This window comes from Nostoc sp. C117, assembly GCF_043099735.1.
Lineage (GTDB): Bacteria > Cyanobacteriota > Cyanobacteriia > Cyanobacteriales > Nostocaceae > Nostoc.
The window spans coordinates 3,547,837-3,572,125 of the sequence record NZ_CP170991.1 but is presented as its reverse complement, the minus strand read 5'-3'; the positions used below and the strand labels follow the sequence as shown (position 1 = coordinate 3,572,125).

Below are 24,289 nucleotides of genomic sequence, written 5' to 3'. Positions count from 1 at the left end.
ATGGGTGCTTCATTGACACATCAGGAAAAAATGTACCGTGCTTATATGGAATTCTTTGATGTCGCAGAGCGTAAGCGACGCTGGCATCCCTTAAATGATATTCCTTGGGAGAAGCTCGAACCCGCGAAAAATACAGAAGAAAAAGCAATCTGTGTTGAAACATTCTGTGGAGTCGAGTTGTATGTTCCAGACTATACAGCAAACGGCTTTAACCTAACGCGCACAATTTTTGGACATGCTTGGTTTCAGGCGAATTGGGGTTATGAAGAATCTAAGCATGGGCTTGCTTTTCGTGAGTACTTAATTCGTTCGGGTCTGCGTACAGAAGCGCAATATGCGGAGTTTGAACAGCAGATTTTTGCCAAAGTTTGGAATCTACCATTTGATACTCGGCGACAGATGACTTGCTATGGTGCTCTGCAAGAGTCAGCAACATTTCTCATCTATCGTGCACAGTTGGCAAAAGCACAGCAGGAACAAGATGACGTACTAGAAAAAATATTTTTCTACGTTAGTCGGGATGAAGCTGCCCACATGGGTTTCTATATTAAAGTTCTGCAATTAGAACTAGAAGAAGACCGGGAGGGCACCCTAGCTGACCTAGCACATGTGGTTTATAACTTTGAAATGCCAGGAGTAGGATTGATTCCGGAGTACGATCGGCGCCTTGGGGTTGATGGAGTTGGAATTAGCTCCCAGCAATTTCTCCAACGAGGTATTTTCCCATTGCTGAAGGCAGTAGGGACGAGTCGTCAAGAGTTGGTGCGGCTATTGCACAAGAAGAAGGTCATGGATATGCCCAAGGAAGATATTTCTTTAAATAAGGTAGCTATGGCCGTAGCAAGTTAATTTTTCATTGGGTGCTATGTGAATGTTCTTCCTAAAATGTTCATCTGGAGTTACCTCATAGCACTCTTGCGAATAGATGTTCATGTTAGTCTTGCACCCAAAAGCTTAATTATGCTGATGCAGAAAGTTAAAAGGCCTTCAATACCACCAGAATGGTATCGTCCCTCACTTCTGGGTACTATAACGTTTATCGTCTATGCTGTAGCCTTGTGTGCCATCCCAGGGTTTTTATGCCGTGTAGTAGCGACCTCATTTGACTCTCTGCCACTACGGATTATGCTGATGGTACCACTCACGATTCTTACTGCCTATGGCTTTCAGTTACTAGGATTTGTGGGTCATGAAGGTCTACATATATCCTTGCATCGTAATAAGATAGTAAGTGTACTCCTAGGGCTTTTTTTCGCTTCTTCAGTAGTAACGTATTTTGAGATGGGTTTTGCAGTTCACCATTGGAACCACCATCGTTTTACGAATCAGGCTTCAGATCCCGACATCGAGCCAGTCAAGCATTTAAAGGCGTGGTGGCAAAGAATATTGTTCTCCCGTCCAATTTACAATTTTCTTTATTTCAAGACAGCATTAAATATCGCTTTAGGCGATACTTGGCCGTTCCCTTACAAAATGCCTTTTAAGCTTTCAACTGTACGTATTCTGTGTTGGACAAACTTCGCATTTGCCTTGTTTTGGTTCAGTTTTTATGTTGGAATAGCACTCTACGATCCATTAACAGGATTGTTTTCTATTGCTCTACCGCTGATTCTAACAATGTTGATTAATGCGTGTCAGATATACATCGATCATGCTGGCACCAGCGATGAGCTATTCCGTAATGCCTGGAGCCGAACTTCTCCGCTAATGACAGTATTATATTTTGGCTCTAATTATCATTTAGAACATCATCTTTATCCTGGAATTCCCTGTTATCGTCTGCACAAAATTCACAAATTACTTAAGGAACGTGGGATCTATGAACAGGTCAATGCACCCATAGAACCTTCTTTTTTCGGTTCTTACCGTCAGGTTGCTGCTGATTACATAGCAGGAACTGATAATAGCTTCGATCCTTTTCAACAAGCAATCGATTGAAGAAGGCAGAATGTAGGAGACAGAGGGCAGAAGTTTCCATTTAGAAGGGGATTCAAACCCGTGAAAAATGGCATGGCCAAATTTAAAAATTGGTGGGGTTTTAAACCCTTGCTACCTCCGATCGCGCAGACGGTTTAGGCATTCAGGAGAAGAGATAAATTCCTTCTGGCTTCTGACCTCTGCTTTTCTTGATAATCTGCTATTACCTTTTAATATAGGACTTACGTAAGTGTCACAGAAAATTAAAATTTTTAGTTTGTAGTAAGGGCTTCAGCCCTGATTTTGAGGACTTTTGTCCTCACTACGAACTAAAAATAATATGCCAATTGCGTAAGTCCTATAATACAAACATTATTGCTGACATAATACTCAAAATGAAACTAGACCTCTTTACTCCGGAGTTAATCAGCGTGTTGTTGTGGTTAGCCTTTGGCAAATTGCTGATTATTGGACTGTTTACTATTCTCAATGACTTGCCTTCAAAACAAAAGCTTCGTGTCTTTAACATTAAGATATCTAGAGAGCAGACTATTAGGGAGCTTAAGGCGATCTGGGTTGTATTTACTGATGTTTTTGCTCTGACTTTACTAGTAGGGTTTAGTCTAATTAGGTTGGCATCAGATTCTCCTACCAACATCCTCGTAACTTTTGTTACCTTTTTTCTATGGATTGAGGTGTGGTTCTACTGGACTCATCGCTGGATGCACAAAAGTGACTTTTTGTGGAAAATCCACGAGTATCACCATTTATCGCAGGTTAACCAACCTCTGACAGCAACCTCATTTTCTATCATTGAAAAATTTGTATTTTACACCTGTGGCTGGTTCTTATTACCGACGTTGATATCGTGGTATATCCCTATATCTGCTGACGGTATTGCTTTGTACTTTACCTACTACTATATATCAAGCGCTATTGCCCACTCCAATACTGAATTTACATATTCCATACAAAAACATTTACCTTTTGGACTGGATAAGTTTAGTGGGAGTGGCACTGGACATGCGCTTCACCATGCGCGGTATGATACTAACTTTGGTCTTCTAAGCTCCATTCTGGATCGTATTTTTGGTACTTATGCTGAAGATACAGAAAAAATTCAGGAAAAGGTTTCTCTAGGTGAAGCTCTTGAAAATCTACAAGTGATTATCGAATGAATAGTTGTCTAATAAAGATGAAGATTTTCTTAATTATTGATTACTGTTATAGTTACTCAGCTTTAACAAATTAAAAAGTGCTATTTTTTGTAGATTTTAAAAAATCTATAAGGCAAGGCTTTCAAAAAAATCACAAAAACTCATTTATAAATAACTAATGAATAAACAAAAATTCAATAACTTTTCTGATTTCTATCTCTTTTATCTGTCACAGCATACCAATAGCATTTGTAAGCTGCTGCACGTAGTAGGGCAGATATTTAGTTTAATTGTCTTAGCAGTAATCATAAAAACTAATTCTTGGATTTACTTACCAAGTACAGTGTTTATTGGGTATGGATTCGCCTGGATTGGCCATTTCTTCTTTGAAAAGAATAAGCCAGCAACATTCACATACCCAATTTTGAGCTTCTTGAGCGATTTCATAATGACTAAAGATATAATATTTGGGAAAATCAAATTTTAAGAATTAGACATTAAAACAATCAGTTAAAAGGTTTATGAGATGTACAAAGTAGTTGTCAAAGCCTTTGGAGGGTCAGAGCAGTTACAAATTATTGAATTACCCGATCCCATTCCTGCTCCTAATAGCAATCAAGTCGTTATCAGACTAACTAGCATTGGTATGAATCATGCTGACCTAATGGCTCGAAGGGGTGAATATAAGCTGGTTTCAGGTAATCCACCATTTACGCCTGGTCTAGAGGGCGGTGGCTACATTGATGCAATTGGCGATGCTGTTAGCGATCGCTTTATAGGTCAGCGTGTCATTCTCAGTCCTGATGCCCCTCAAGTGACTCGTCGTAGTGAAGGTACTTACCAATCGCACTACCTCACAACTACAGATAAGACCATTCCGGTTCCTGATACTATTCCAGATCAATTATTAGGCGCAATTTGGCTACCATATCTCACTGCATGGGGTTGCCTTATTTGGAAGCAGTGCCTTAAACCTGGCCAGATTGTCTTATTGCCAGGTGCGAGTAGTAGTATAGCGATCGCCGCTTCGCAGGTTGTAAAACACTATGGTGGTATTACTATTGGAACTACTACCAGTGCTGAGAAGCTGGAAAAGCTTAGGAGTATGCCCGAAGCTCAATACGACCATCTTGTTGTAACTAGCGATCCACAATGGTCTAAAGAAATCAGAAAACTCACCAGTGGTAAGGGACCGAACATTATCTTTGATCCTGTTGCCGCTGGCGAGTTTCTCAATACTGAAATCAGTCTTTTAGCCAACGAGGGTACAATCTGGATTTATGGACTTTTGGGGACAGTAGGTGTAGTAGATGTAACGCCTTTAATCCGTAAACGTGCAGCAATTCGCGGTTGGGTTCTCAATGAGTTAGGGATTGCAGAACCAGAAAATATACAATCAGCTTACAAGCATGTGCTAGATTCTCTTGTCTGCGGTACATACCAACTCCCCATCGCTAGGCTTTTTTCACTTCAAGATGTACGTCAAGCTCATGAAGAGATGGAAAAAGGAAAACACATTGGAAAACTGATTCTGATTCCCTAAACTATTAAATTTAATGCTGGGAAGCAAGTGTTTATGCAATCTCGGAGATTTCAAGAAGAGAGCATCACTATTTTGGCAGCAGATGGTCGCCCGTTATCTGCTCGGTGGTGGCAAGGGACAAAGGCTTCTGAATATAGTATAGTCTTTCTACCTGCGATTGCCGCGCCTCAGGTATACCTCCGCTGGTTTGCGGCTTATCTTGCTGCACAAGGGTGGGGAGTACTGACGTTTGATTATCGAGGGACAGGAGCATCAAAAGATGCTCAACTTGACTATTTAGTTACCGCTGATGATTGGGTAAATCTAGACATCCCATCCGCCGTTGCTGAAGTCAAACGACGAACCGACACCAAATTCTTAGGGGTGATTGCACATAGTATCGGAGGTCAATTATTCGGGCAAAGTCCAGTTCGCCAATTTGTTGACGGTGCATTGTTTATATCTGCACAGAGAGGCATCCCGAATCTGTTTCAGGGTAAGGCGCGTCTCCGAATCCATTATGCTTATACGTTCTTTCCAATTTTTATACGTCTTTTTGGGCATTTGCCGATTTCAAAGTTTACATTACCCCAACAGTGCCCAAACCAGGTTTTATTGCAATGGATGAGGTGGGGACAGACTGGTGTACTCACAGACATAAATGGTGTAAATGTTGAATCGCTATTTGCTGAGTACAGTGGACCCCTGATTGCTATTACCATCTCCGATGACAATTACTATGCATCTGCGGCCTCTGTTGAAGCATTAACTCATCTTTATAAAGGATCGAAGTTACGCCATAAATTGATTAGTCCTCAGGATTTTGGCATGGAGAGTATTGGACACTTTGGTTTTTTTCATCGTCGATCTCCCCAGGCGCTTTGGTTTCAAGCGGAAGAATGGCTGAAACAGCTCGTTTTTGAAGCAGATTCGACCAAATTTAAATCGATATAGTTAAGTCTAAATCTGCATAGTTCTCTATGAATTTTATAACTGGATAACCGGAGTTTTTCTTCTGACAAATAGCTGGAATCCAGCATAATTGCGAAGATTCCAATCGTTCTATTTCCAAGCCTTTTTAAGATAATGGTATTTACAATGATATTTCAGCAATCATCTATCTTTACTTTAACTGTTCAATTTGAAGATGTAGATGCTAATGGAGTTGTTCATCATCCTAATTACTTGAAATACCTGGAAAGGGCGCGTTTTTACGGCATTAAACAATGCGGTTATAGTTTGGAAAAACTTTCATATTCTGGCTTAGCGTTAGTAGTATCAGAAATCCACGCCAATTATCTACGTCCAGCCACAATCGAACAGGAATTATTTGTGATAAGCCGGGTAATTTTTGTAGGTAAAAGCAGTGTTAAAATTTGTCAATCTATAACTTCAACTTTACCTACAACATATGAGGAAATAGAAAAGGCTGGAGAAAAATTTGTTTACTTGCCTGAGACAATATTTTGGAGTCAAATTACACTAGCATGTGTTGACTTAAAATCCGGCAAACCAAAATCGATTCCGCTGGAATTAAAACAAGCAATAAAGATGTTTAATAATAATTAACATTCTCAATATACTCAAAGTATATTTAAAACTGCTATTTGATTTTTGAAATTTTCTAAAATTTTAATATAAAAGCCTTCCGGAATAAATATTTTACTTGTCAGTATTATTTCCAAATTAAAGTCGGATTTATATAGCGATCTTCTATCACTCTCTCAAGAGAAAAAAATAATCTTTGCTACACAATACTTTCAGTAAAAACGGGTTACATACAGCATTTTCGGCTGTTATGAGGTACATTAGTAACAATTAGCAAACCAGTTTCTTAAATGTTGAGGATTTATTATATCCAATTTTCTGTTTTGATGATACTTTGTCACTGAGTGGTGGCTTTGAGGACTAAAGATGCAAAAAATTTCCTTTGAATTAGAGGTTTATTCTTTTCACATTGATTTTATTGGTCATATGAACAACACTGTTTATATTCAGTGGATGGAAATTGGACGGACAAAACTGCTGGAAGCCGTTGAGATGCCAACACAGAAAATCTTTCAGCAAGGGTTTGCTCCGATTTTAGTTCAAACCAACATCACCTACAAATCACCGCTCTATTTAGGCGAACGTGTGCAGATAGAAATGTGGATCTCTGAATTGAAGAATGCCTCTGCTATTATGCAGTTTTGTTTCTATAACGAACAGAGAATATTAGCAGCAGAGGGATGGCAAAAAGGATTGTTTGTGGATAGACAAACAATGCGCCCAAGGCGGTTACGCCCAGAGGAACGTTCTTTGTTCGCACCTTATGTGCATTCCCAGGAAGGGTTAGCGCATCTCAAACCCTATTAACAAGCGAGCAAGCTCCATCGGTAATAGGGTTTGAAACCACCCTGCTTTTTAAGGGTGGTTGGGGGGATCTATTATCGATAATCTTGCCTTTGAATACTCCCCAAACGAGCAGCATCACGAATATTGTATTCAGAACGAGTAAAGCGATTTAGCTGCATTTCAAAGAAGTCTCGATTGGCTTGCAAATGCTGGGGATTTTGGTCATCTAAAGGATATAAATGTGCAGTCCGCAAGGCTTGAATTACCGCAGAAGTTACGCAGTACATTGATCGTTGAAAACTAACTCCCAACTGAATCAACATATCTTCTTCACCCCGGCAATGTTGGCTGTAATAATCAACAAGATATGAGGGCAAAAAATGCAACATATCTTGCATTAATAATGTGGGGGGAATACCAGCAGTACCTACTGGAAATACATCAGCGTAAAGAATGCCATAGTGAAAGTCTTTTTGGTCATCTGGTACTTGACGCGCTTGAGCATTATAAGATTTTGTACCCCGGAAGGGTGCAGTGCGGTAGAAAACTGCTTCGACATACGGTAATGCGGCTTCATATAGCCACATGAAACCCTTGGATTTGGGGACAATTTCGTAGCATTCACCACGAATATAAACGTGATGATAAATGGGACGACCTGCGATCGCAAATATACCATTAACGATGAAGCTCATCGCCTCTGGGACGCTGGTAATAGTACCTTCGTCATAGCGGTCGGACATTTCAAAGAATACCGGTGCCATCACTTCCCAGAACAAACCCAGATTAGCGTAGTATGACATTTGACGGCACTGTTCCAAAAACATATCGGGGAACAGCTGGTAAAGTCCCAGCATCACAGGGTTTCCTTGGAAGTAAGCTTTAATTGCCCGGTCGGCATTGGCTTTGTATTCTTCAGAATCTAGGTAAGGGTCAAATTGTCCACCCATACCTCTGTGCCACAACATCGCCCGCATACAAGCTTCTGCAAATTCCATGTTAATGCGATCGTGGAACAAGTGATGCAATAACTTGGGCATTTTGAAAGTTTCACCCTTTTCAATAAATGCCAAAAGTTCTGGATGTGCAGTGGCTTCACCGCGCCAAATCCGTAAATCGGCATCATCGCCAGCGTAATGATTATGTAGGTCTAAATATTCTTTGGGCAAGAAGTATTTAAAGAAAGGCAACGGGTTTAAAAATTCGCGTTCGGCAATATAAAGTAGGTCGCGCCAGTAAAAATCCATCGGTACAGCATAAGCTTTGTATAAACCGATGATTTGCATCAAATTTTCTGGGGTATCGGGTAACATTGCACCGCCGGCTTCTAGGCGGTGAATTACTTCGGCAAATTCATGTTTAGAAGGAGGTAATTTAATTGCTGTTTTAATTGCTGTCATGTTATTTGGTAATTGGTGTTACTAATTCTTGACGAATATTCAGGGCATGAAAAATGAGGAAAGCTGCAACAAAACCGACGATGAACCAAACACTAGTTTTGCCATCCAAAGCATCTAACAGGAGGAATGGAGATATCAAAAAGCGAAATAGAACAAAACCACTGGGAATTAATGTCAGATTCATCCTTCCTCCTTTATCGATGCGTAACTCTCTTAATTGATTACTTCAACGCTACTTCAGAGATGACGGTTTTTTCCAAGGGGGTAATTGTGGCCACCATTGTTGTAGTTGTGGATTCACTCCAACGCACTAACCAAGTGGGTTGTACTCCCAAAAAGATGATAAAAGCTGCCAAAATTAAAGCTGGGATTTTCTCAGACCAAAGGACTTTGGGATAGTAAGCTAAGTTATCGAGTCTGCCAAAACAGGTGCGGTTGAGGAGGATGACAAAATAAACTGCGGTTAAGCCACTAGCCACTACACACAAAATTGTTGAGATGGGAAAGACAGAGAAACTACCTTGAAAGACGAGGAATTCCGCGATAAATCCAGTTAAACCAGGAATACCTGCACTGGCCATCCCACTTAAAACTAGTAGGGCGCTAATTAGAGGTAAACCACGTATGGGACTCATTAAACCATTGAGTTTATCTAATTCGCGGGTACCAACTTTCGCTTCCACAACTCCCACCAAGTGGAAGAGAATCGCCAGGATGATACCGTGGCTAAACATTTGGGCGACTGCACCAACCAGTGCTAAGGGAGTACTAGCAGCACCAGCTAGCAAGATATAGCCCATGTGACCGACGGAACTGTATGCTACCATGCGCTTGATGTCTTTTTGAGCGATCGCAATTACTGCCCCATAGATAGCGCTGATTGCTCCCCAAATTCCCAAAGTTGGTGCAATAATACTCCAAGCATGGGGAAACATACCCAATCCAAATCGCAGCAGTCCATAGGTTCCCAGCTTGGCCAACACGCCACCGAGAAGAATGGCAATTGGCGCTGAAGCTTCAACGTAAGCATCCGGTAACCAAGTATGGAAGGGAACTAAAGGAATTTTGATGCCAAAACCTAATACTATTCCTGCTAATAAAAGGATTTGCTTTGCTGTTGACAGATTTTCTGTAGAGACTGCATCAAAAGCAAAATTGGTAGAACCACTCAGCCACACCATACCCAAGAATGTCGCCAGAATTAATGCTCCTGAAACAGCAGTATAAATCAGGAATTTAATCCCAGCATAACCCCGTTTTTCCCCTCCCCAAATAGAAATTAGTAAGTAGAAAGGGATTAATTCTAGTTCGTAGAATAGGAAGAATAGCAGTAAATTTTCAGCTAGAAAAGCACCTGCTACTCCTCCACTCACTAATAAAATCATGGAATAGAATAACCGGGGACGTTCAGTTTCTTTACTGCTGCTGTAAATCGAAATCCAAGTGAGTAGGCTATTTAACACCAACATCAAGATAGAAAGACCATCAACACCTAATTGATAGCTCAATCCAAGGGTTTCATTCCAGGGCAAATACTCTTTAAATTGCATCCCTGGATTGCTGATATCAAATTTTAGCAGGATACAAAGGTTCCAGAAAAAAACTATCCCCGAAAAAATTAATGCTGTTAAACGAATTCGATAATTAGGGATATTTGCAGGTAATATTGCTATGAGAGTGGCAGCTAAAATTGGGAGCCAAATCAAAACACTTAACATGGTAATTTTGTCCTTTTTCTTCGTCTTTTGTTTTTTGTCCTTTATGACTCAATACATTTGGGTGAAAGATGATTGGTCTTTGAAGAAGACGCGATGTATCACGTCACTACATGAGGGTTTTGGGTTTAGGTGAATACTCTTAGGGACTTCCAGAAAATAAATTATCCCATTTTCATAGTGGCAGATTCTTTCTCCTCTGCCTCCTCTGCATATACAAAGATGGAATATTTTTTTACTTGGAAATCCCTTAGGCAATGACCAATGAAAAAAAAGCTAGGCTACTATACTGATTTTGCCAGTGTCTAAATCGTAATAAGCACCTGCTATTTTCAGTTTTTCTTCCTCTATTAATTTAGATAAAACTGGTGATGATTTCAATTTTGCAACTTGTCTCAAAATATTTGCTTTACAAGCATTTTCTAACTTATCTCCTGGTTCTGCTTTTGAGCTTTCTACACTTGGTTTAATTGCCTCAAGTAAAGTTCCAATTTGCCCTGGTACTTCAGCACCTTTAATCGCGGCACTTACGGCACCACATCTCTCATGCCCCACTACCACAATGACTTTAGAACCTAATACTAAACTGCCAAATTCTAAGCTACCAATTTCTTCTGCTGTGGCAATATTACCAGCTACACGGCAGACAAATAAATCTCCAAGTCCTTGATCAAAAATAATCTCTGAAGGCACTCGTGAATCTGCACAGCCGAGAACAGAGGCAAAGGGCTTTTGACCTTTGGCAACTTCAACTAAACGCGAATGAGTTTGGTGAGGATTGCGACGTTTTGCTTGGACAAATCTTTCGTTACCCTCTAATAATTCTTGCAATGCTTTATCGGGGGTAATATCATTTGGTGGTGAGGCTTTTTCAGCGGCAAGTAAGTTTGAGCTAAGTCCGGCTGTGAATACACCTGTACCGATCGCACCTGCACTAAACTTAAATAAAGTTCTTCTAGAAAGATTGATTTGGGGATGTTGTCTGCTCATCGAATTCTCCTCAAAATATTAAACTGTCTGGTTGTAATAAAACAGTATTAACTACTGGTCTGTCAAATTCATTTTGAGGGTTAGAGAGAGGCGATAAATCGCCGTCTCTACAGGGGATGTATTCATCAACTATTTATTGAGAGACTACTACCCAACTGTCGAAATTTGAAAAACCAAATTTAAAAACTGTATTCCCCAAAATGGCCAAGTTACCCACATTCCTAAAATGCCTACTCCTAAAAGAACGGTTAAAGCATAAAACTGAGTTTGACCAGAGGTACTGTATTTCAGACCTTCGCCACCCAAAAGCGAAAATAAACCGACAAAATTAACGATGCCATCAACTACAAATCGGTCAATCATATCGGCAAGTTGCGAAATTTGAGCAACGCTGAAAATAATAGTCATCCGATAGAGTTTGGGGGTGTAAAAGTCGTATGCAAATAAATCTTGTAAACCTTGCCAAGGTAAACGAATCGGTTTGGGAATATTGCCTAAATAAATTACACCAGTGATGGTGCAACCGAAAATACTCGACCAAATTAGCAGTAGTGCAACATCTTTATTTAGGCTTGCCCAATCTGGTAAAAGTGATAAGTTTTGCAACACCAAAGGAAGATGTAAACTGAAAGCAAGTAATATTATCATTGGTAAAATCATCGGCCAGTGTGCTTCAGGCGATCGCTCGGTCATTTGTGTAGCTTTACCGCCAAAAATTAAACCGAATTCTCTGGTTAAACTAACGGCTGTCAAAGCATTCACCGCTATAACTATTCCCACTAACCAAGGTTGAGTTTCCCACAACCCATCTGCTAATTTCATCAGCGCCCAAAAGCTACCCAAGAATGGAAAACCAATTAACCCCAAAGTCCCAACGATAAAAGCTATTCCAGAAATCGGGCGACGTTTCCACAGTCCACCTAATTGGGTTACATCTTGGGTGATGCTATTCCAGATAATTCCCCCAGTACTCATTACTAACAGCGCTGCGGATATAGCATGGGTGAGTACTAACAACAGCGCTGCTTCGTCTTGTTGCGTTCCCACGGCGATGAACACTAAACCCATGTATGCACTGACAGAATAGGATTGGCAGCGTTTAAGATCGATTTGAGCGATCGCTATTAACGAAGCACCTACCGCCGTCACTGCACCAATCCAAACCATCGCTGAGGAAACTATCGGGGACAGGCTTAACACAGGTTGCAGTTTAATTAACACCCATGCACCACTAGCGACTACCACTGAATTCCGTAAAATCGTACTGGGAACAGGGCCTTCCATCGCCTCATCCAACCATAAGTGTAGAGGAAATTGGGCACATTTACCCATCGGCCCTGCAATTAAGGCTAAACCTACCAATGCCATCGTCGTCGGGTTCACGTTAGCAGTAGTTGCCCATTCAGCAAGTTCGGTATAATTCCAAGTTCTAGCCAGAGGCCATAATGCCAACACCCCTATCAGCAAGAATAAGTCTCCCACCCGCTTGGTTAAGAAAGCGTCTCTTGCACCTGTAACTACCAACGGCTGACTAAACCATAAGCCGACTAAAAGATAGGTTCCCAGCGTCAAGATTTCGAGAATTACATAACTGAAGAACAAGTTATTACACAGAACAAGGGCACACAGTCCTGCTTCAAATAATCCTAATAAAGAATAGAAGCGTCCCCAACCCCAATCCATTTCCATGTAGCCGATCGCATAAATCTGCGCCAGCAAATTCAAACCAGTAATCACAACTAAACCAGTGACACTCACCGAGGATATTTCCACAGCAATGGTGAGATCTAAACCAGCCGTAGATAACCAAGGAATGAATACTTCTTGGGCTGAATGATTCCAAGTTGCTTGTAAGGCGATCGCACTATGTACAAACGCCAAAAATGTCATCACTAAGTTCACATAACCGGCCGGTCTTGGTCCTGTTCTCCGAATCACTCCCGGTGACCAAGGCACAGCTAATAAGCCACCTATTAAGGCATAGCAAGGAACTAGCCAAACAGTCTCAACTAGAAACTGAGCCATCAACTTAACCTCTATATTTTCATAAAAAACTGAGGGTTTTCAATCAATTTGGGTTAATCCCTGTTAACCCACCCATCGCAGATAATGAAAATTTATCTTTGTTTAATTTTGTTAGAAATAGCTTACCGTTATATTTGTCAAAAAGGAATTACTTTATCTAAATAAATCTAAGATAATTACTCTAATTAAAACTTATATAATCAACTATTTGAGTAATGAATAATAGCCATTGATTTTTATCTATGAATTAGTAGTATTACCCGTAGTTAAAGTGATTGCTTGTCTACGAAACGCACTTGCGTTCGTCGTTCCTCCTCTCTACGAGACGCTGCGCGAACGCTGCAAAGAGCCTTTCGGAGCGATCCAACAGCTTAGGAATAGACGACGAAACCAAGTGTGAGGTGTAATTTTAAGACTTGTTTGTACACCGTAGCCCGTGGGGGAGAGGCTTTGAAACCCAGTTTTAGTTTTTCTCTGTTTGTATGAAACCACCCTGCTTTCCGTTTCCAAGAGGGAGGCTGGGAGGGAGAAGTTCATCGAACTTACGTTAAGCAACAGTCGGGGTAGAATCCCCGTCTGAACAATAAAGCGAACCCCAAAGACTTAACACTATATGCTTATAAGGGACTTCCAAATAAAAAAATGATCAATCGCTTTGGAGAGACAAGGGAGAGGTATTGCTACCTTGTCTACCTTGTCTACCTTGTCTACCTTGTCCCCCTGCTCCTATTGGATGCAAAAATTGATTGAGTAATGTAATTTTTGGATGTCCCTAAGCAGAAGTTGACACCAATGGTAAAATGCCCATGCTACAAAATTGATAATTTATTTCTTGGAGTTCCCTAAATGTAATTTATACCTCGGTAACTTTGTCAATCTGCCAACAATCGGCAACAATCGCATGCATTTCAACTTGACTAATGGGGGCTGGTTTCATGTCCCGGTAGTCTAGGAGTTGGACTAAGATCAGATAGGCGATCGCTAAAATGACAGAAATCGCACCTGTAAGAATGGCAATTAATTTTGAACGATTCATCAGTAATTCCTATATCGAAGTGATTGTGCTTTACCTAATATCTACATATTGCCAAAATAAATGCGATCGCCAATTAGATTTAAATTTGTGCCATCAGAAAATTTTTATTTAGGCGTAGGTTGGGTTCAGGAACGAAACCCAACCTTGTGTCCTTGTATCTTAGAATAAGTAGTACACCGTCTAAATTTTGGGAAGAAGGCAAAACTCAGACACTCAGTATATTTTATCTAAAGTTGACACCAATTACTGGCGGTCTGTAGTTTAGTTCCCGTAGGCTATCTCCCACTCTTTGATTCTCAATTCTGAATTTTCTACTCTGCTTCAACCGTTCGAGAATAAAACTGGAGAGTCGAGAATCTTCAGCTGAATCAATAGCATAATCAACAAAGTATAAGCTGTTGAAGAAATTAGACCCGTAATTAACTCTTTTTTGAGGTTATGCTCTTTGGGTTCTTTTTGAAACATCTCCTTAGAACCAAATTGCATCAAGAGAATTCCCACAATATTAGAGAGCCAGTACCCTATAATAGAACAAGGTAAAAGTAATTTTGGGGAAAGTAAACTACACGCATACCCGAAACCATAAGCTATTGGCAGATTAAAAAGTAAGTCATTCCACCAACATAGTGGTGATAACAAATATCCCAGCACTAGAAAGAATCCACCTCTGAGTTTTTTGAAAATGTCTTTTTTGAACTCCTCTGAAACAGTCGGCTCTAACTGCTCGGTGATTGTCTGGTTTTCCAGGCTCAACTCTTGACTGACTTCTTGGAAGCTTTCCATAAAATCCACTATTCCCATCTGTTTAGTGTAGTTTAAACTAAAAACCAGACCAAAGTCTATAGCCATCTGGTTCTAGTTGTACGAATTTTGGCAAAATCAAATGGTAGTCATAATAGTAGAGTAGTGATATAATTTCTAATTTTTGATCCTCAGATTCTTAGCAATCAATAGTTTTAGCAAAATAGGAAAAAGCCTATGCAGAATAGCTATTGCAGAAATTTAAACTAAAAATAGTTACAATAAAACTACTGAAGTATCTGAATAGGGAAATGACAGATTTAACTCCAAACAACACATTTTTAATAACAGGAATTATTTTTATCACGATTGCTGTGATTGGGCAATCTAAATTAGGTTTTATTGAAATTAATCCTGGTTTTTTTGGCAGATTTCTGGCTTTAGTTATTGGTATTTCGAGTCTCTTATATGCTACGGGATTATTAAATTTTTCAGGGGAAACTGTTGATTTATTAAGAACTTATCTGGCAGGATTAATTGAACAGAGTATAAACTCTATTAATGACCTTTTGCAAGGTTCATAATCCTTCATCAATTAATCGCGTCTCTACAGATGGTCTATTGGTCACATTCTTTTTTTCAAATTGGTCACCTGAAGCAAAGGCGCACATCAATACTGCTCGGGTTTTGCATTTTTAACTCGGAATTGGGTTTGGGGTAAAGGTTAAAGGGTAAAGGTTAAAGGTTTTTCTTTCCCCTTTCCCTTTCCCCTTTTCCCCTTAACCGACAAGTATTGAGGCGCACATTTGTGCGCCCCTAGATCGGATTGTGGTTCAAATTGATTTCAATTATGTGGAATCCTGGTGGTAGGAGTACAACAGCAGTCGATCTGTTGTATCCAAACAAGAACCACTATGTTTATTTTGCAGAACGCCTATTTTGTGGCGATCGCTATTGCTTTATCCAGAGCTTGCAAGGCAGTATTGACTTCCGCTTCTGTGACAATCAACGGCGGCACAAATCGAATGACTTTTGGCCCGGCTGGGACAAGCAATAGACCCTCGTTGATGGCAGCATTAACAACATTGGCTGCGGTTAGCCCAATGTCGGCTCGCAACTCCAAACCATTGATTAAACCCCAACCGCGAACTTCGCTAATGTGCTGAGGATATTTGGCGGCGATCGCCTTTAATCCAGTTCTTAACTGTTCGCCCCTGTCTTGGACATTCTGCAAAATATTTTCTCGCTCTAATGTGTGGCAGACACTTAGTGCTACACCACACACAAAAGGATTACCACCAAAAGTACTGGCGTGTTCTCCTGGTTGAAAAACATCGCAAAATTTCTTACTCATCATCGCCGCGATGGGGATACCGCCACCTAAGCCTTTAGCACTGGTGAAGATATCTGGTTCTACGCCTAGATGTTCGTAACCCCATAAATTACCACTGCGCCCCATACCAACTTGGACTTCATCAAAAATCAGTAAAATCCCAGTTTCGTCGCAAATCTGCCGTAGCTTTTTGAAATAGGCAATGTCTCCAGGACGCACGCCACCTTCTCCTTGCAATGGCTCAATCAAAATCGCCGCTACCCGATAATCGCCTTCATCCAACTCGCTAATGGCCACTTCCATAGCATTAATATCGTTGTAATTTACGTAGTGGAACCCTGGAACTAAAGGATCGAAGTACTTTTGATACTTCGGTTGCCCTGTGGCGGTAACAGTGGCCAAAGTCCGTCCGTGGAAACTGGCATTGGCGGTTAAAATAATTGGTTTTTCAATGTCTAATACTGTGTGGGCGTATTTTCGCGCTAGCTTAATTGCAGCTTCGTTAGCTTCAGCTCCAGAATTGCAGAAAAACACGCGATCGGCACAGGAATGTTCAATTATCCATTTGGCCAATTCACCCTGCTCAGGAATGTAGTACAAATTAGACACATGATGCAGCTTTTTGATTTGGCGTGTCACCGCTTCTACCATAGCGGGGTGGGCATGTCCTAAAGTACAAGTAGCAATTCCCGCCACAAAATCCAGATATTCTCGTCCCTGTGTATCCCAAACCCGGCATCCAGCACCCCGTTCTAGAGCTAAGGGAAACCGGCCATAGGTAGACATAACAGCTTCATTGAAGCTATCTGCATCAAAGGGACTAGATGCTGACCCTGAATCTGGGGGGATGGTGGCTTGTTCAACGAGAGTTTGTAGGCTCACTACCGCTCCTCCTGAAAGTTTTTCATTATATAGTTATTTACTAGTTTCCTAGAAATCCCTAAAAATTACTTTTTATTTAGCACAACTGGTACTTTTTTTAGGCTAACGCTTATATGACCTCAGACGCTTGGCAGTGGTGAAAAAATTTTGTACTCAACACTTGAGCAAAAATATCAACGTATCCAAAAGGAGTTAATGGCCGGGGCGATCGCTCTCGGTGGTGTTTTCTTAATTGGCACTTTGTGGTATCGAATAATAGAGGGCTGGTCTTGGGAAGATGCAGCTTATATGACAGTCATCACCTTGGCGACTGTGGGATATGGGGAGACGCATCCACTCGGTAACCGAGGACGGTTATTTACCATCGCCCTGATTTTGTTGGGTGTAGTCAATATCGGTTACATTGTCAACAGATTTACAGAAGCAATCATTCAAGGCTACTTTCAACAAGGAATTCGGCTACAACAACAGAGGCGGTTAATGGAATCCCTGTCAGAACACTACATCATCTGTGGATTTAGTCGGACTGGTCGTCAAATCGCCAAGGAATTTCAGGCAGAAGGTGTATCTTTTGTGGTGATTGATTCGGATATGGAATCTGTACAAAGGGCGCAGACGGAAGGTCACACGGCATACCAAGGTGACGCTACGTTAGATGATACACTCCTGAAAGTTGGCATTGAACGGGCGATGTGTATCGTTGCAGCACTCCCTTCAGATGCCGAAAATTTATATATTGTTTTATCAGCAAAAACCCTGAATTCGGGAATTCGGGTAATTGCGCGGGCAAGTACAGAAGAAGCTTTGCAGAAGTTACGACGCGGTGGCGCAGATGAAGTGATTTCTCCCTATATTACTGGTGGTAAACGAATGGCTGCTGCGGCACTTAGACCTCAAGTATTAGACTTTGTAGACGGGATTTTGACAGGTGCAGACCGCCAGTTATACATGGAAGAATTTTTACTCGACCCGGCTTTTTGTCCTTTCGTGGGTCAAAGTTTACAAAAAGCGAGATTGCGATCGCAATCTGGGGCATTAGTTCTGGCAATTCGCCGCATTGATGGTACTTTAATCGGTGGTCCCACTGGTGATACAGTTTTAATGTCGGGAGATCGGCTAATTGGCATGGGTACAGCTGAGCAATTACGTAGTCTGAATCAAATTCTCGGTCCGATGAATTCCAAACAACTGCGGCGACCGAAAAATAGCTGATTTTCACCGACACAACTACTATTAATTACCTAGAAGAAGATATTGCTGTTGCTTCTATTGAGTTGATTTCTGACGAGATAAAAGCTGCAAGTGAAGAACATATAAAGAGAAAAACTTAAATTTTAAGTAAGTCGGCACGAAAAAACCCATATATGTTTAGTTTTGTAAAAACTATGAATAACCAAATTATAAGCTATTTGCTGATTTTACATTTCGTCACATAGCTTAATTTTTTAACGCCGACTTACTTACAGTCATCGGCAAATAATGTGAAGAGTATGCAAAGTTCCTCTTTAAGGATAGACATCTCAGTAAATATTCAGATATGGTTATTATAGTGTTATTTAGATGTTCCTTATTTTAAGCTACACACCCATACGTAATAGCAAATAACGAGGTTATAGAGGTTAAAAAAATTCTTTCCCTAGCTAGAGTTAATTCTCCTCTATTTTTACGACAGTAGAACTTACGCATTGACAAAAAACAAATATGAAGTTTCGGTTTTAGGCATTCAAGCTTGATTTTTCAGCGTAACTTCACCGATAAATCGGTTTGGTTAGCGATCGAGGATGAGAGAAAAAAGTCTGAAACTATGTGTTTTCCTAAATTCACTCTCATAAATTTGTGCAGAGCTTAAGACTTAGATAGTCTTAAGTACATAATCAAATGCGTACATCAATAACGGCTGAAAAAGGGAATAGGAAATAATTAAAGAATTTAATTTTCAACCTCCTGCCTCCTACATCCTGCCTTTTGAAAGTCAGTTAGATAAATTCTACTCACAAACTCATCAATAGAGTGAATCTTCGGGGAAACTTCTAAGCCTTAAGGGTGAAATCAAAGTATGTCGAAAGTGGTAACTCTCGGCGAGTTCTGTGTGTCCTCAAACAGCATCAACAATAAATCAAATTAAGCACCGAAGTTACTCAATAAATCGATTCAGAAGGTAAAAGTTATGGTGAATATCATTGGAACCAACAGTAATGATAATCTGCTAGGTAGCAACGGGGCAGATACAATTAACGGTCAAGCAGGTGATGATATCATCAATGGCAACAGTGGCAACGACTTTTTAAAAGGTGGTAAGGGAAATGACACCGTGATTGGTGGTAAGGGAAATGACACCGTGATTGGTGGTACTGGTAACAACGTGCTACGGGGTGATACGGGCAATGATACCCTTGATGCTTCCTATTCTTCTGGAAATAACAATCTCTCTGGAGATGAAGGGAATGACTACCTTGATATTAGTTACTCTACTGGCAACAATACGGTCTTAGGCAAAGATGGTAATGATTCCTTTTATGCCGATGGAGTCCAAGGTAAAAACACCCTAAGCGGAGGGAATGGCAATGATTTCTTTTATTTGTCTGCCCCAAATACTGCCCCCTCTGACTTAAAGACTCAAACGGTAGATGGAGGAACAGGTAAGGATTACTTGACTGTAAATTATATTAGTGCTGCCGCTGGAATCACTTCTACTTTCAATGCTGCTACTAATAGTGGCTCCATTACGGCAGGTACGAATCGGGTTAACTATAAGAATATTGAAGCATTAGAAATTAGAGGGACAGTCTACAGTGATTTGATTGTAGGAACCAATGGCAACGATTTACTCTTTGGGGGCAGTAGTGGTAACGATCCCAGTTATGGTAATGATACAATTTTTGGCGGTAAAGGTAACGATTACTTGAATGTTGATTATTCAACAAGCAATAACATCCTTAACGGTGGTGTTGGCAACGATGGATTAGATGCTAACTCTTCAACAGGGAATAACCTTCTCAATGGTGGCGATGGTAATGATAATCTCTCCGCCTCTGGGAATCACATCGACTACCAGAGATATACCAATCCCGCCTCTGGCAATAACACCCTCAATGGTGGTGCTGGTGACGATAAGTTAGCTGCTGACTATTCAACAGGCAATAACCTCCTCAATGGTGGGGATGGCAATGATTATCTCTCTGCCTCTAGCCAAGGTTCTGATAACTACGGATTTGACATTTCTGGCAATAACACCCTCAATGGTGGTGCTGGTGATGATACATTGGTTGCTGGCAATTCATCAGGTAATAACATCCTCAATGGTGGGGATGGCAATGATTATCTCTCTGCCTCTAGCTACTACGACTACTCAGGCACATATGAGGGCGCTTTTGGCAATAATATCCTCAATGGTGGGGATGGCAATGATTCCTTCTCTTTCGTCCTATATAGTTCCCCCTCTGACTTAGCGACTGAAACAGTAGATGGGGGAAGAGGTAAGGATTTATTGAACGTTTCCTATGCCTATTTTACCGAGGGAATCACCTCGACTTTCAATGCTGCTACTAATAGTGGCTCTATTAGTTCGGGCAACATTCTGATTAACTACACGAATATCGAAGGATTAGCGATCGCAGGTACAATCTACAATGACTCGATCGTCGGCACTAATGGCAACGATACCATCGATGGAGGCGCAGGTAAGGATACCATTGATGGCGGAAAAGGTAACGATTTGTTATCCTTCTCTAACTACTTTGCAACAGAGGGAATCACTTCAACTTTCGATGCTGCTACTAACACTGGCTCAATTACAACGGGTACGGATCGGGTTAGCTACAAGAATATTGAACGATTAAATATCGATGGTACTACCTATGATGACTTGATTGTAGGAAGTAAAGGCAACGATTCCCTCTCCGGCGGCGATGGCGGCCACGATAGCATCGATGGAGGTGCAGGTGACGATTTGTTGTCCTTCTCTAACTACAATACTGGCACGGGAATTACTTCGACTTTTGATGCTGCTACTAACACTGGCTCAATTACAACGGATGCCAATCAGGTTAGCTACAAGAATATCGAACGATTAAATGTCCACGGTACAGCCTACGATGATAATATTGTCGGAAGCAATGGTAATGATACCATCGATGGGGGCGGTAGTGGCAGTGATACTCTCAAGGGTGGTGCAGGTAACGATAATTTATCTGCTAACTATTCAAATGGTGATAACCTGCTCTCTGGTGGCAATGGCAATGATTCGCTTAGTGCTTCTGGCAGCTACAACGACTACCGAGGCGAGTTCTATCTCGATGCTATCTCTGGCAATAATACCCTCAAAGGTGGTGCAGGTAACGATAATTTAGTTACCAGCTTTTCAAGTGGTAATAACTTGCTTTCTGGTGGCGATGGCAATGATTGTCTTTTTGCCTCTGGCTCCGACTCATTATACTTTGACTACGGAGTTTATACTGTTTCTGGCAATAATACCCTTAATGGTGGCGCTGGTAACGATTACTTGAATGTTGACTATTCAACAGGCAATAATTTACTCTTTGGTGGCAATGGAAATGATACTCTCACAGCCTTTGGTGCTTCGGGCAATAACACCCTCAAAGGTGGAGATGGCAATGATATCCTCATAGGTGGCAAAGGTAATGACAACCTTTATGGAGGGTCTGGTACTGATACCTTTGCTTTCAATAATTACAATCAAGGCATTGATACTATTTATGACTTCAACGCTAGTAATGAAGTGATTCAGGTATCGGCTGTTGGTTTTGGTGGTGGGTTATCCACTCCTTCACTGTCAGCTAGTCAGTTTACCCAAGGAATATCTGCAACAAGTACCACTCAGAGATTTATCTATAACGATATTACAGGTGCGCTGTACTTTGACCTTGATGGCAGTGCAAGCGGGTTTAAGCAAGTACAATTTGCACAGTTCTCTGCTGGAGTGTCATTAACCAAAGATAATTTTGTGGTTGTTTAGGCATCTACAACCCCCATTTCTCACAAGCTTGAGGGAAGGGGCAGAGGGGAAAGAACTTGGTATTTTAACTCTCCTCTGCTCCCCTGCTCAAGCCTACGGTGTACACACAAGTCGAATTACCCCCCTTAATCCCCCCTTTCTAAGGGGGGAAACAAGAGAGTAACGTAGAGTAAGTTAATTTTTGCAGGGCGATGCAACAAAGGTGCAAGTCAACAGACTTGGTGTATACTCTTACGTTTAAAAAAACTATGATTCTAGGCAAAGCTGTACTAAGGCGACTGATTTAACGCCCACTTCAACCACTGCCCAAAGGAATTTAGAACATTCAACCTTTGAACTCCAGGCGCACGGGCGGCGGCGAGTCCATCAACAGCGACTAATGCGGCGTATTGCAAGCCCAAAAAACTATCAACTGCGGCATAAGGACCACCAAGGGTAATCGCCCCTGCTGCATACATCTGTCCTCGATCGCTACGCATCTCTATCAATTCAAAATTGTTTGCTACAGTTAATCGCCCCAGGTGATTCAGTGGTAAGTTGTAGTGTTTGACAAAATCTTCTAGTAGGGGATTAGCATTTACTTTAGCATCCAGTCCAGTAGCATCAACAATAAAGTCAGCTATCAACTTCATTTCGCCAAAGCTATGTTCTCGGATATGGGTAATAGTCCGGTTTTGGGCATCTCGTTCTACATTCTGTACTTCACCGAAGGTAATTTGATACCAGCCTTCGCTGATTCCTTGGGCAGTAATCTGCTGCCAATCCTGACGGTCAGCTGTGGTAGTACCGCCCCAATCTGTTAGTAAACGTTTGCGTTCATCGGGGCTGGCTTTTTCTAACATTGCCCGGAGTTCGCCGCCCCAACAAGCTTTAGGCCAGTTGAAGGGTTGAAATTCGTAATGATTTTTGACTAGGCGTTGGGCATGTTGAAATTTATTGCCTTGGGGTTTTGGCGATCGCATTAAATGCAAAACTGCGATATTCCGATTTCGCTTTCTGGCTTCAAAAATCCGCTGCACAACCCGCGAAGCAACAATTCCTCGTCCTCGAATCAATACTGTACCACCCTGTTGTTCTAGTTGCTGATATACATGATCGTGTGCTTCATAAGCATTCACAACAGATTTAAAGTCTTGATATTTTTCTCTATAAGCTTGCAAATCTGGAAGAAACTGAATTGCGGGATATCCAGTAGCTAAATGTAAATAACGAGTAACTAAAAAAGCATAATTTCCTGGGGCGCGAGAATAGGCTACGCAATATCTGCCATCATCGGTTTTGCGAATTGCCCGAACTCGCCCATAGCGATAAATTTGGTTCCAGCCAATGCGCTTGGCTTCCCGGTCTATGGAATTAAAGACGTTACCAGAACGGGGTGTATAAGTTTCCGCAAATGTTGGTTCAGCAAACACCTGCCACAAATATTTAAATGCTGACTTCATTTGTCCCTTGGCGAAGTCACTCCAAGCTTCGCGCAAGGCATAACTAGGCCAACCCCAAATATTATCAGGGCAAGAATCAGAATTAGACCGCAGTCTTTCATGTAAAGGAATTTGCGAATTCATACATAGGCGCTTGTAACGCGCATAGGGTTCACCTTCCAATCCCACAGCAGCAATCTTTTCAGGACGCACACCACTAATTCGTAGCAAATCAACCCAAACAAAGCTACCGATTCCTGCCCCGATCGCCAGATAATCAAATTCATCCACTGACAACCCAGTGGCATGAAGTGCTTGAACGGAAACTTTTTGTGCCTGAAATGCTGGTGGCGGAAAATTACTTCCAACAGCGATCGCCGGCTGGACTAAAGGCAACGATGGGTCTGGGATATTGGTATTCGGATTGAACCGAATCGTTGAAGGCGGGCTGGTATCTGGTTGAGAGACGCTAGCAGCCGCAAACATCAGTGTGATTACATAGGGACCAATTTGCAAGGTATCGCCATTAACCAAAACACTGCGCGTTTGCTGTTTACCGTTGACATAGACACCATTAACACTGCCTTGGTCAATCACCACCAGATGATTTTGTTCCCAGTCAATTACGGCATGGTAGCGAGAAACTTCATTACTATTAAGCAGCATCCTCGAAACCCGCTGTCCTCGAAGTTCAGCAGGTAATCGGCCGAATTCGCGACCGAAGGCGATCGGTATACTCAACATCGGTTCTCGCCGTTCTCCCGTTGCAGGATCTTCCCAACTTAATTGGATTTGTAGGTCATTTGTCATTGGTCATTTGTCATTTGTCATTTGTTATTGG

Annotated in this window: 20 protein-coding genes; 11 read left to right on the top strand and 9 right to left on the bottom strand. The window is 41.3% G+C overall.

From position 1 onward, the window contains the following. The 8 genes from ACFG4S_RS15515 (at nucleotide 1) to ACFG4S_RS15480 (ending at nucleotide 6,951) form a co-directional block, all read left to right on the top strand. Nucleotides 1-849 carry an acyl-ACP desaturase gene (locus tag ACFG4S_RS15515; protein WP_392535636.1) on the top strand — a complete coding sequence of 283 codons (849 nt, stop codon included), beginning with the start codon at nucleotides 1-3 and terminating at the stop codon, nucleotides 847-849. 18 nt (nucleotides 850-867) lie between these two features. Beyond that, nucleotides 868-1,938, top strand: a complete 1,071-nt coding sequence (locus ACFG4S_RS15510; RefSeq protein ID WP_392535635.1) for a fatty acid desaturase family protein — start codon at nucleotides 868-870, stop codon at nucleotides 1,936-1,938. Between the two features lie 374 nt (nucleotides 1,939-2,312). Then, nucleotides 2,313-3,095: a sterol desaturase family protein gene (locus tag ACFG4S_RS15505; protein ID WP_392535634.1), complete on the top strand. Its 783-nt coding sequence runs from the start codon at nucleotides 2,313-2,315 to the stop codon at nucleotides 3,093-3,095. A 157-nt stretch (nucleotides 3,096-3,252) separates the two neighbouring features. Further along, entirely contained in the window at nucleotides 3,253-3,561 is a 309-nt protein-coding gene (locus ACFG4S_RS15500; protein WP_392535633.1) for an Mpo1-like protein, read from the top strand. 39 nt (nucleotides 3,562-3,600) lie between these two features. Continuing rightward, nucleotides 3,601-4,617, top strand: a complete 1,017-nt coding sequence (locus ACFG4S_RS15495) for a zinc-dependent alcohol dehydrogenase family protein (protein ID WP_392535632.1) — start codon at nucleotides 3,601-3,603, stop codon at nucleotides 4,615-4,617. Nucleotides 4,618-4,650: 33 nt separating this feature from the next. Further along, nucleotides 4,651-5,550 (top strand): alpha/beta fold hydrolase, encoded by a 900-nt coding sequence (locus ACFG4S_RS15490; RefSeq protein WP_392535631.1) that lies wholly within the window; start codon nucleotides 4,651-4,653, stop codon nucleotides 5,548-5,550. A 144-nt stretch (nucleotides 5,551-5,694) separates the two neighbouring features. Continuing rightward, entirely contained in the window at nucleotides 5,695-6,165 is a 471-nt protein-coding gene (locus tag ACFG4S_RS15485; RefSeq protein WP_392535630.1) for an acyl-CoA thioesterase, read from the top strand. Nucleotides 6,166-6,510: 345 nt separating this feature from the next. After that, nucleotides 6,511-6,951 carry an acyl-CoA thioesterase gene (locus ACFG4S_RS15480; RefSeq protein WP_392535629.1) on the top strand — a complete coding sequence of 147 codons (441 nt, stop codon included), beginning with the start codon at nucleotides 6,511-6,513 and terminating at the stop codon, nucleotides 6,949-6,951. Nucleotides 6,952-7,022: 71 nt separating this feature from the next. Here ACFG4S_RS15480 and ACFG4S_RS15475 read toward each other — a convergent pair whose 3' ends face one another. The 7 genes from ACFG4S_RS15475 to ACFG4S_RS15445 form a co-directional block, all read right to left on the bottom strand. Continuing rightward, nucleotides 7,023-8,330 carry a CO2 hydration protein gene (locus ACFG4S_RS15475; protein ID WP_392535628.1) on the bottom strand — a complete coding sequence of 436 codons (1,308 nt, stop codon included), beginning with the start codon at nucleotides 8,328-8,330 and terminating at the stop codon, nucleotides 7,023-7,025. Nucleotide 8,331: 1 nt separating this feature from the next. Beyond that, on the bottom strand, nucleotides 8,332-8,514 hold the full coding sequence (locus ACFG4S_RS15470) for a hypothetical protein (RefSeq protein WP_392535627.1): 183 nt from the start codon (nucleotides 8,512-8,514) through the stop codon (nucleotides 8,332-8,334). Nucleotides 8,515-8,551: 37 nt separating this feature from the next. Then, a complete protein-coding gene (locus ACFG4S_RS15465) occupies nucleotides 8,552-10,048 on the bottom strand; it encodes an NADH-quinone oxidoreductase subunit M (protein ID WP_392535626.1) in 1,497 nt (498 codons plus the stop codon). Between the two features lie 273 nt (nucleotides 10,049-10,321). Then, entirely contained in the window at nucleotides 10,322-11,035 is a 714-nt protein-coding gene (locus ACFG4S_RS15460; protein ID WP_392535625.1) for a carbonic anhydrase, read from the bottom strand. A 147-nt stretch (nucleotides 11,036-11,182) separates the two neighbouring features. Further along, complete coding sequence (locus ACFG4S_RS15455; protein ID WP_392535624.1) at nucleotides 11,183-13,060, bottom strand: NAD(P)H-quinone oxidoreductase subunit F; 1,878 nt, start codon at nucleotides 13,058-13,060, stop codon at nucleotides 11,183-11,185. A gap of 853 nt (nucleotides 13,061-13,913) precedes the next feature. Continuing rightward, nucleotides 13,914-14,096, bottom strand: a complete 183-nt coding sequence (locus tag ACFG4S_RS15450) for a hypothetical protein (RefSeq protein ID WP_392535623.1) — start codon at nucleotides 14,094-14,096, stop codon at nucleotides 13,914-13,916. A 321-nt stretch (nucleotides 14,097-14,417) separates the two neighbouring features. After that, nucleotides 14,418-14,879: a hypothetical protein gene (locus tag ACFG4S_RS15445; protein ID WP_392535986.1), complete on the bottom strand. Its 462-nt coding sequence runs from the start codon at nucleotides 14,877-14,879 to the stop codon at nucleotides 14,418-14,420. A gap of 269 nt (nucleotides 14,880-15,148) precedes the next feature. Here ACFG4S_RS15445 and ACFG4S_RS15440 point away from each other — a divergent pair, with 269 nt between their 5' ends. Beyond that, nucleotides 15,149-15,421, top strand: a complete 273-nt coding sequence (locus ACFG4S_RS15440; protein ID WP_392535622.1) for a hypothetical protein — start codon at nucleotides 15,149-15,151, stop codon at nucleotides 15,419-15,421. 350 nt (nucleotides 15,422-15,771) lie between these two features. On the opposite strand, the gene ACFG4S_RS15435 is transcribed toward ACFG4S_RS15440, so the two are convergent. After that, nucleotides 15,772-17,052, bottom strand: coding sequence for an aspartate aminotransferase family protein (locus ACFG4S_RS15435; RefSeq protein WP_392535621.1), 1,281 nt, complete (start codon nucleotides 17,050-17,052; stop codon nucleotides 15,772-15,774). A gap of 147 nt (nucleotides 17,053-17,199) precedes the next feature. Between ACFG4S_RS15435 and ACFG4S_RS15430 the strand changes: the two genes are divergently transcribed. Then, nucleotides 17,200-18,264, top strand: coding sequence for a potassium channel family protein (locus ACFG4S_RS15430; RefSeq protein WP_392535620.1), 1,065 nt, complete (start codon nucleotides 17,200-17,202; stop codon nucleotides 18,262-18,264). Between the two features lie 955 nt (nucleotides 18,265-19,219). Further along, a complete protein-coding gene (locus ACFG4S_RS15425) occupies nucleotides 19,220-22,027 on the top strand; it encodes a beta strand repeat-containing protein (RefSeq protein ID WP_392535619.1) in 2,808 nt (935 codons plus the stop codon). A 269-nt stretch (nucleotides 22,028-22,296) separates the two neighbouring features. Here the strand turns inward: ACFG4S_RS15425 and ACFG4S_RS15420 are convergent, their stop codons facing one another. After that, entirely contained in the window at nucleotides 22,297-24,258 is a 1,962-nt protein-coding gene (locus tag ACFG4S_RS15420; protein ID WP_392535618.1) for an FHA domain-containing protein, read from the bottom strand. Nucleotides 24,259-24,289: the final 31 nt, after the last annotated feature.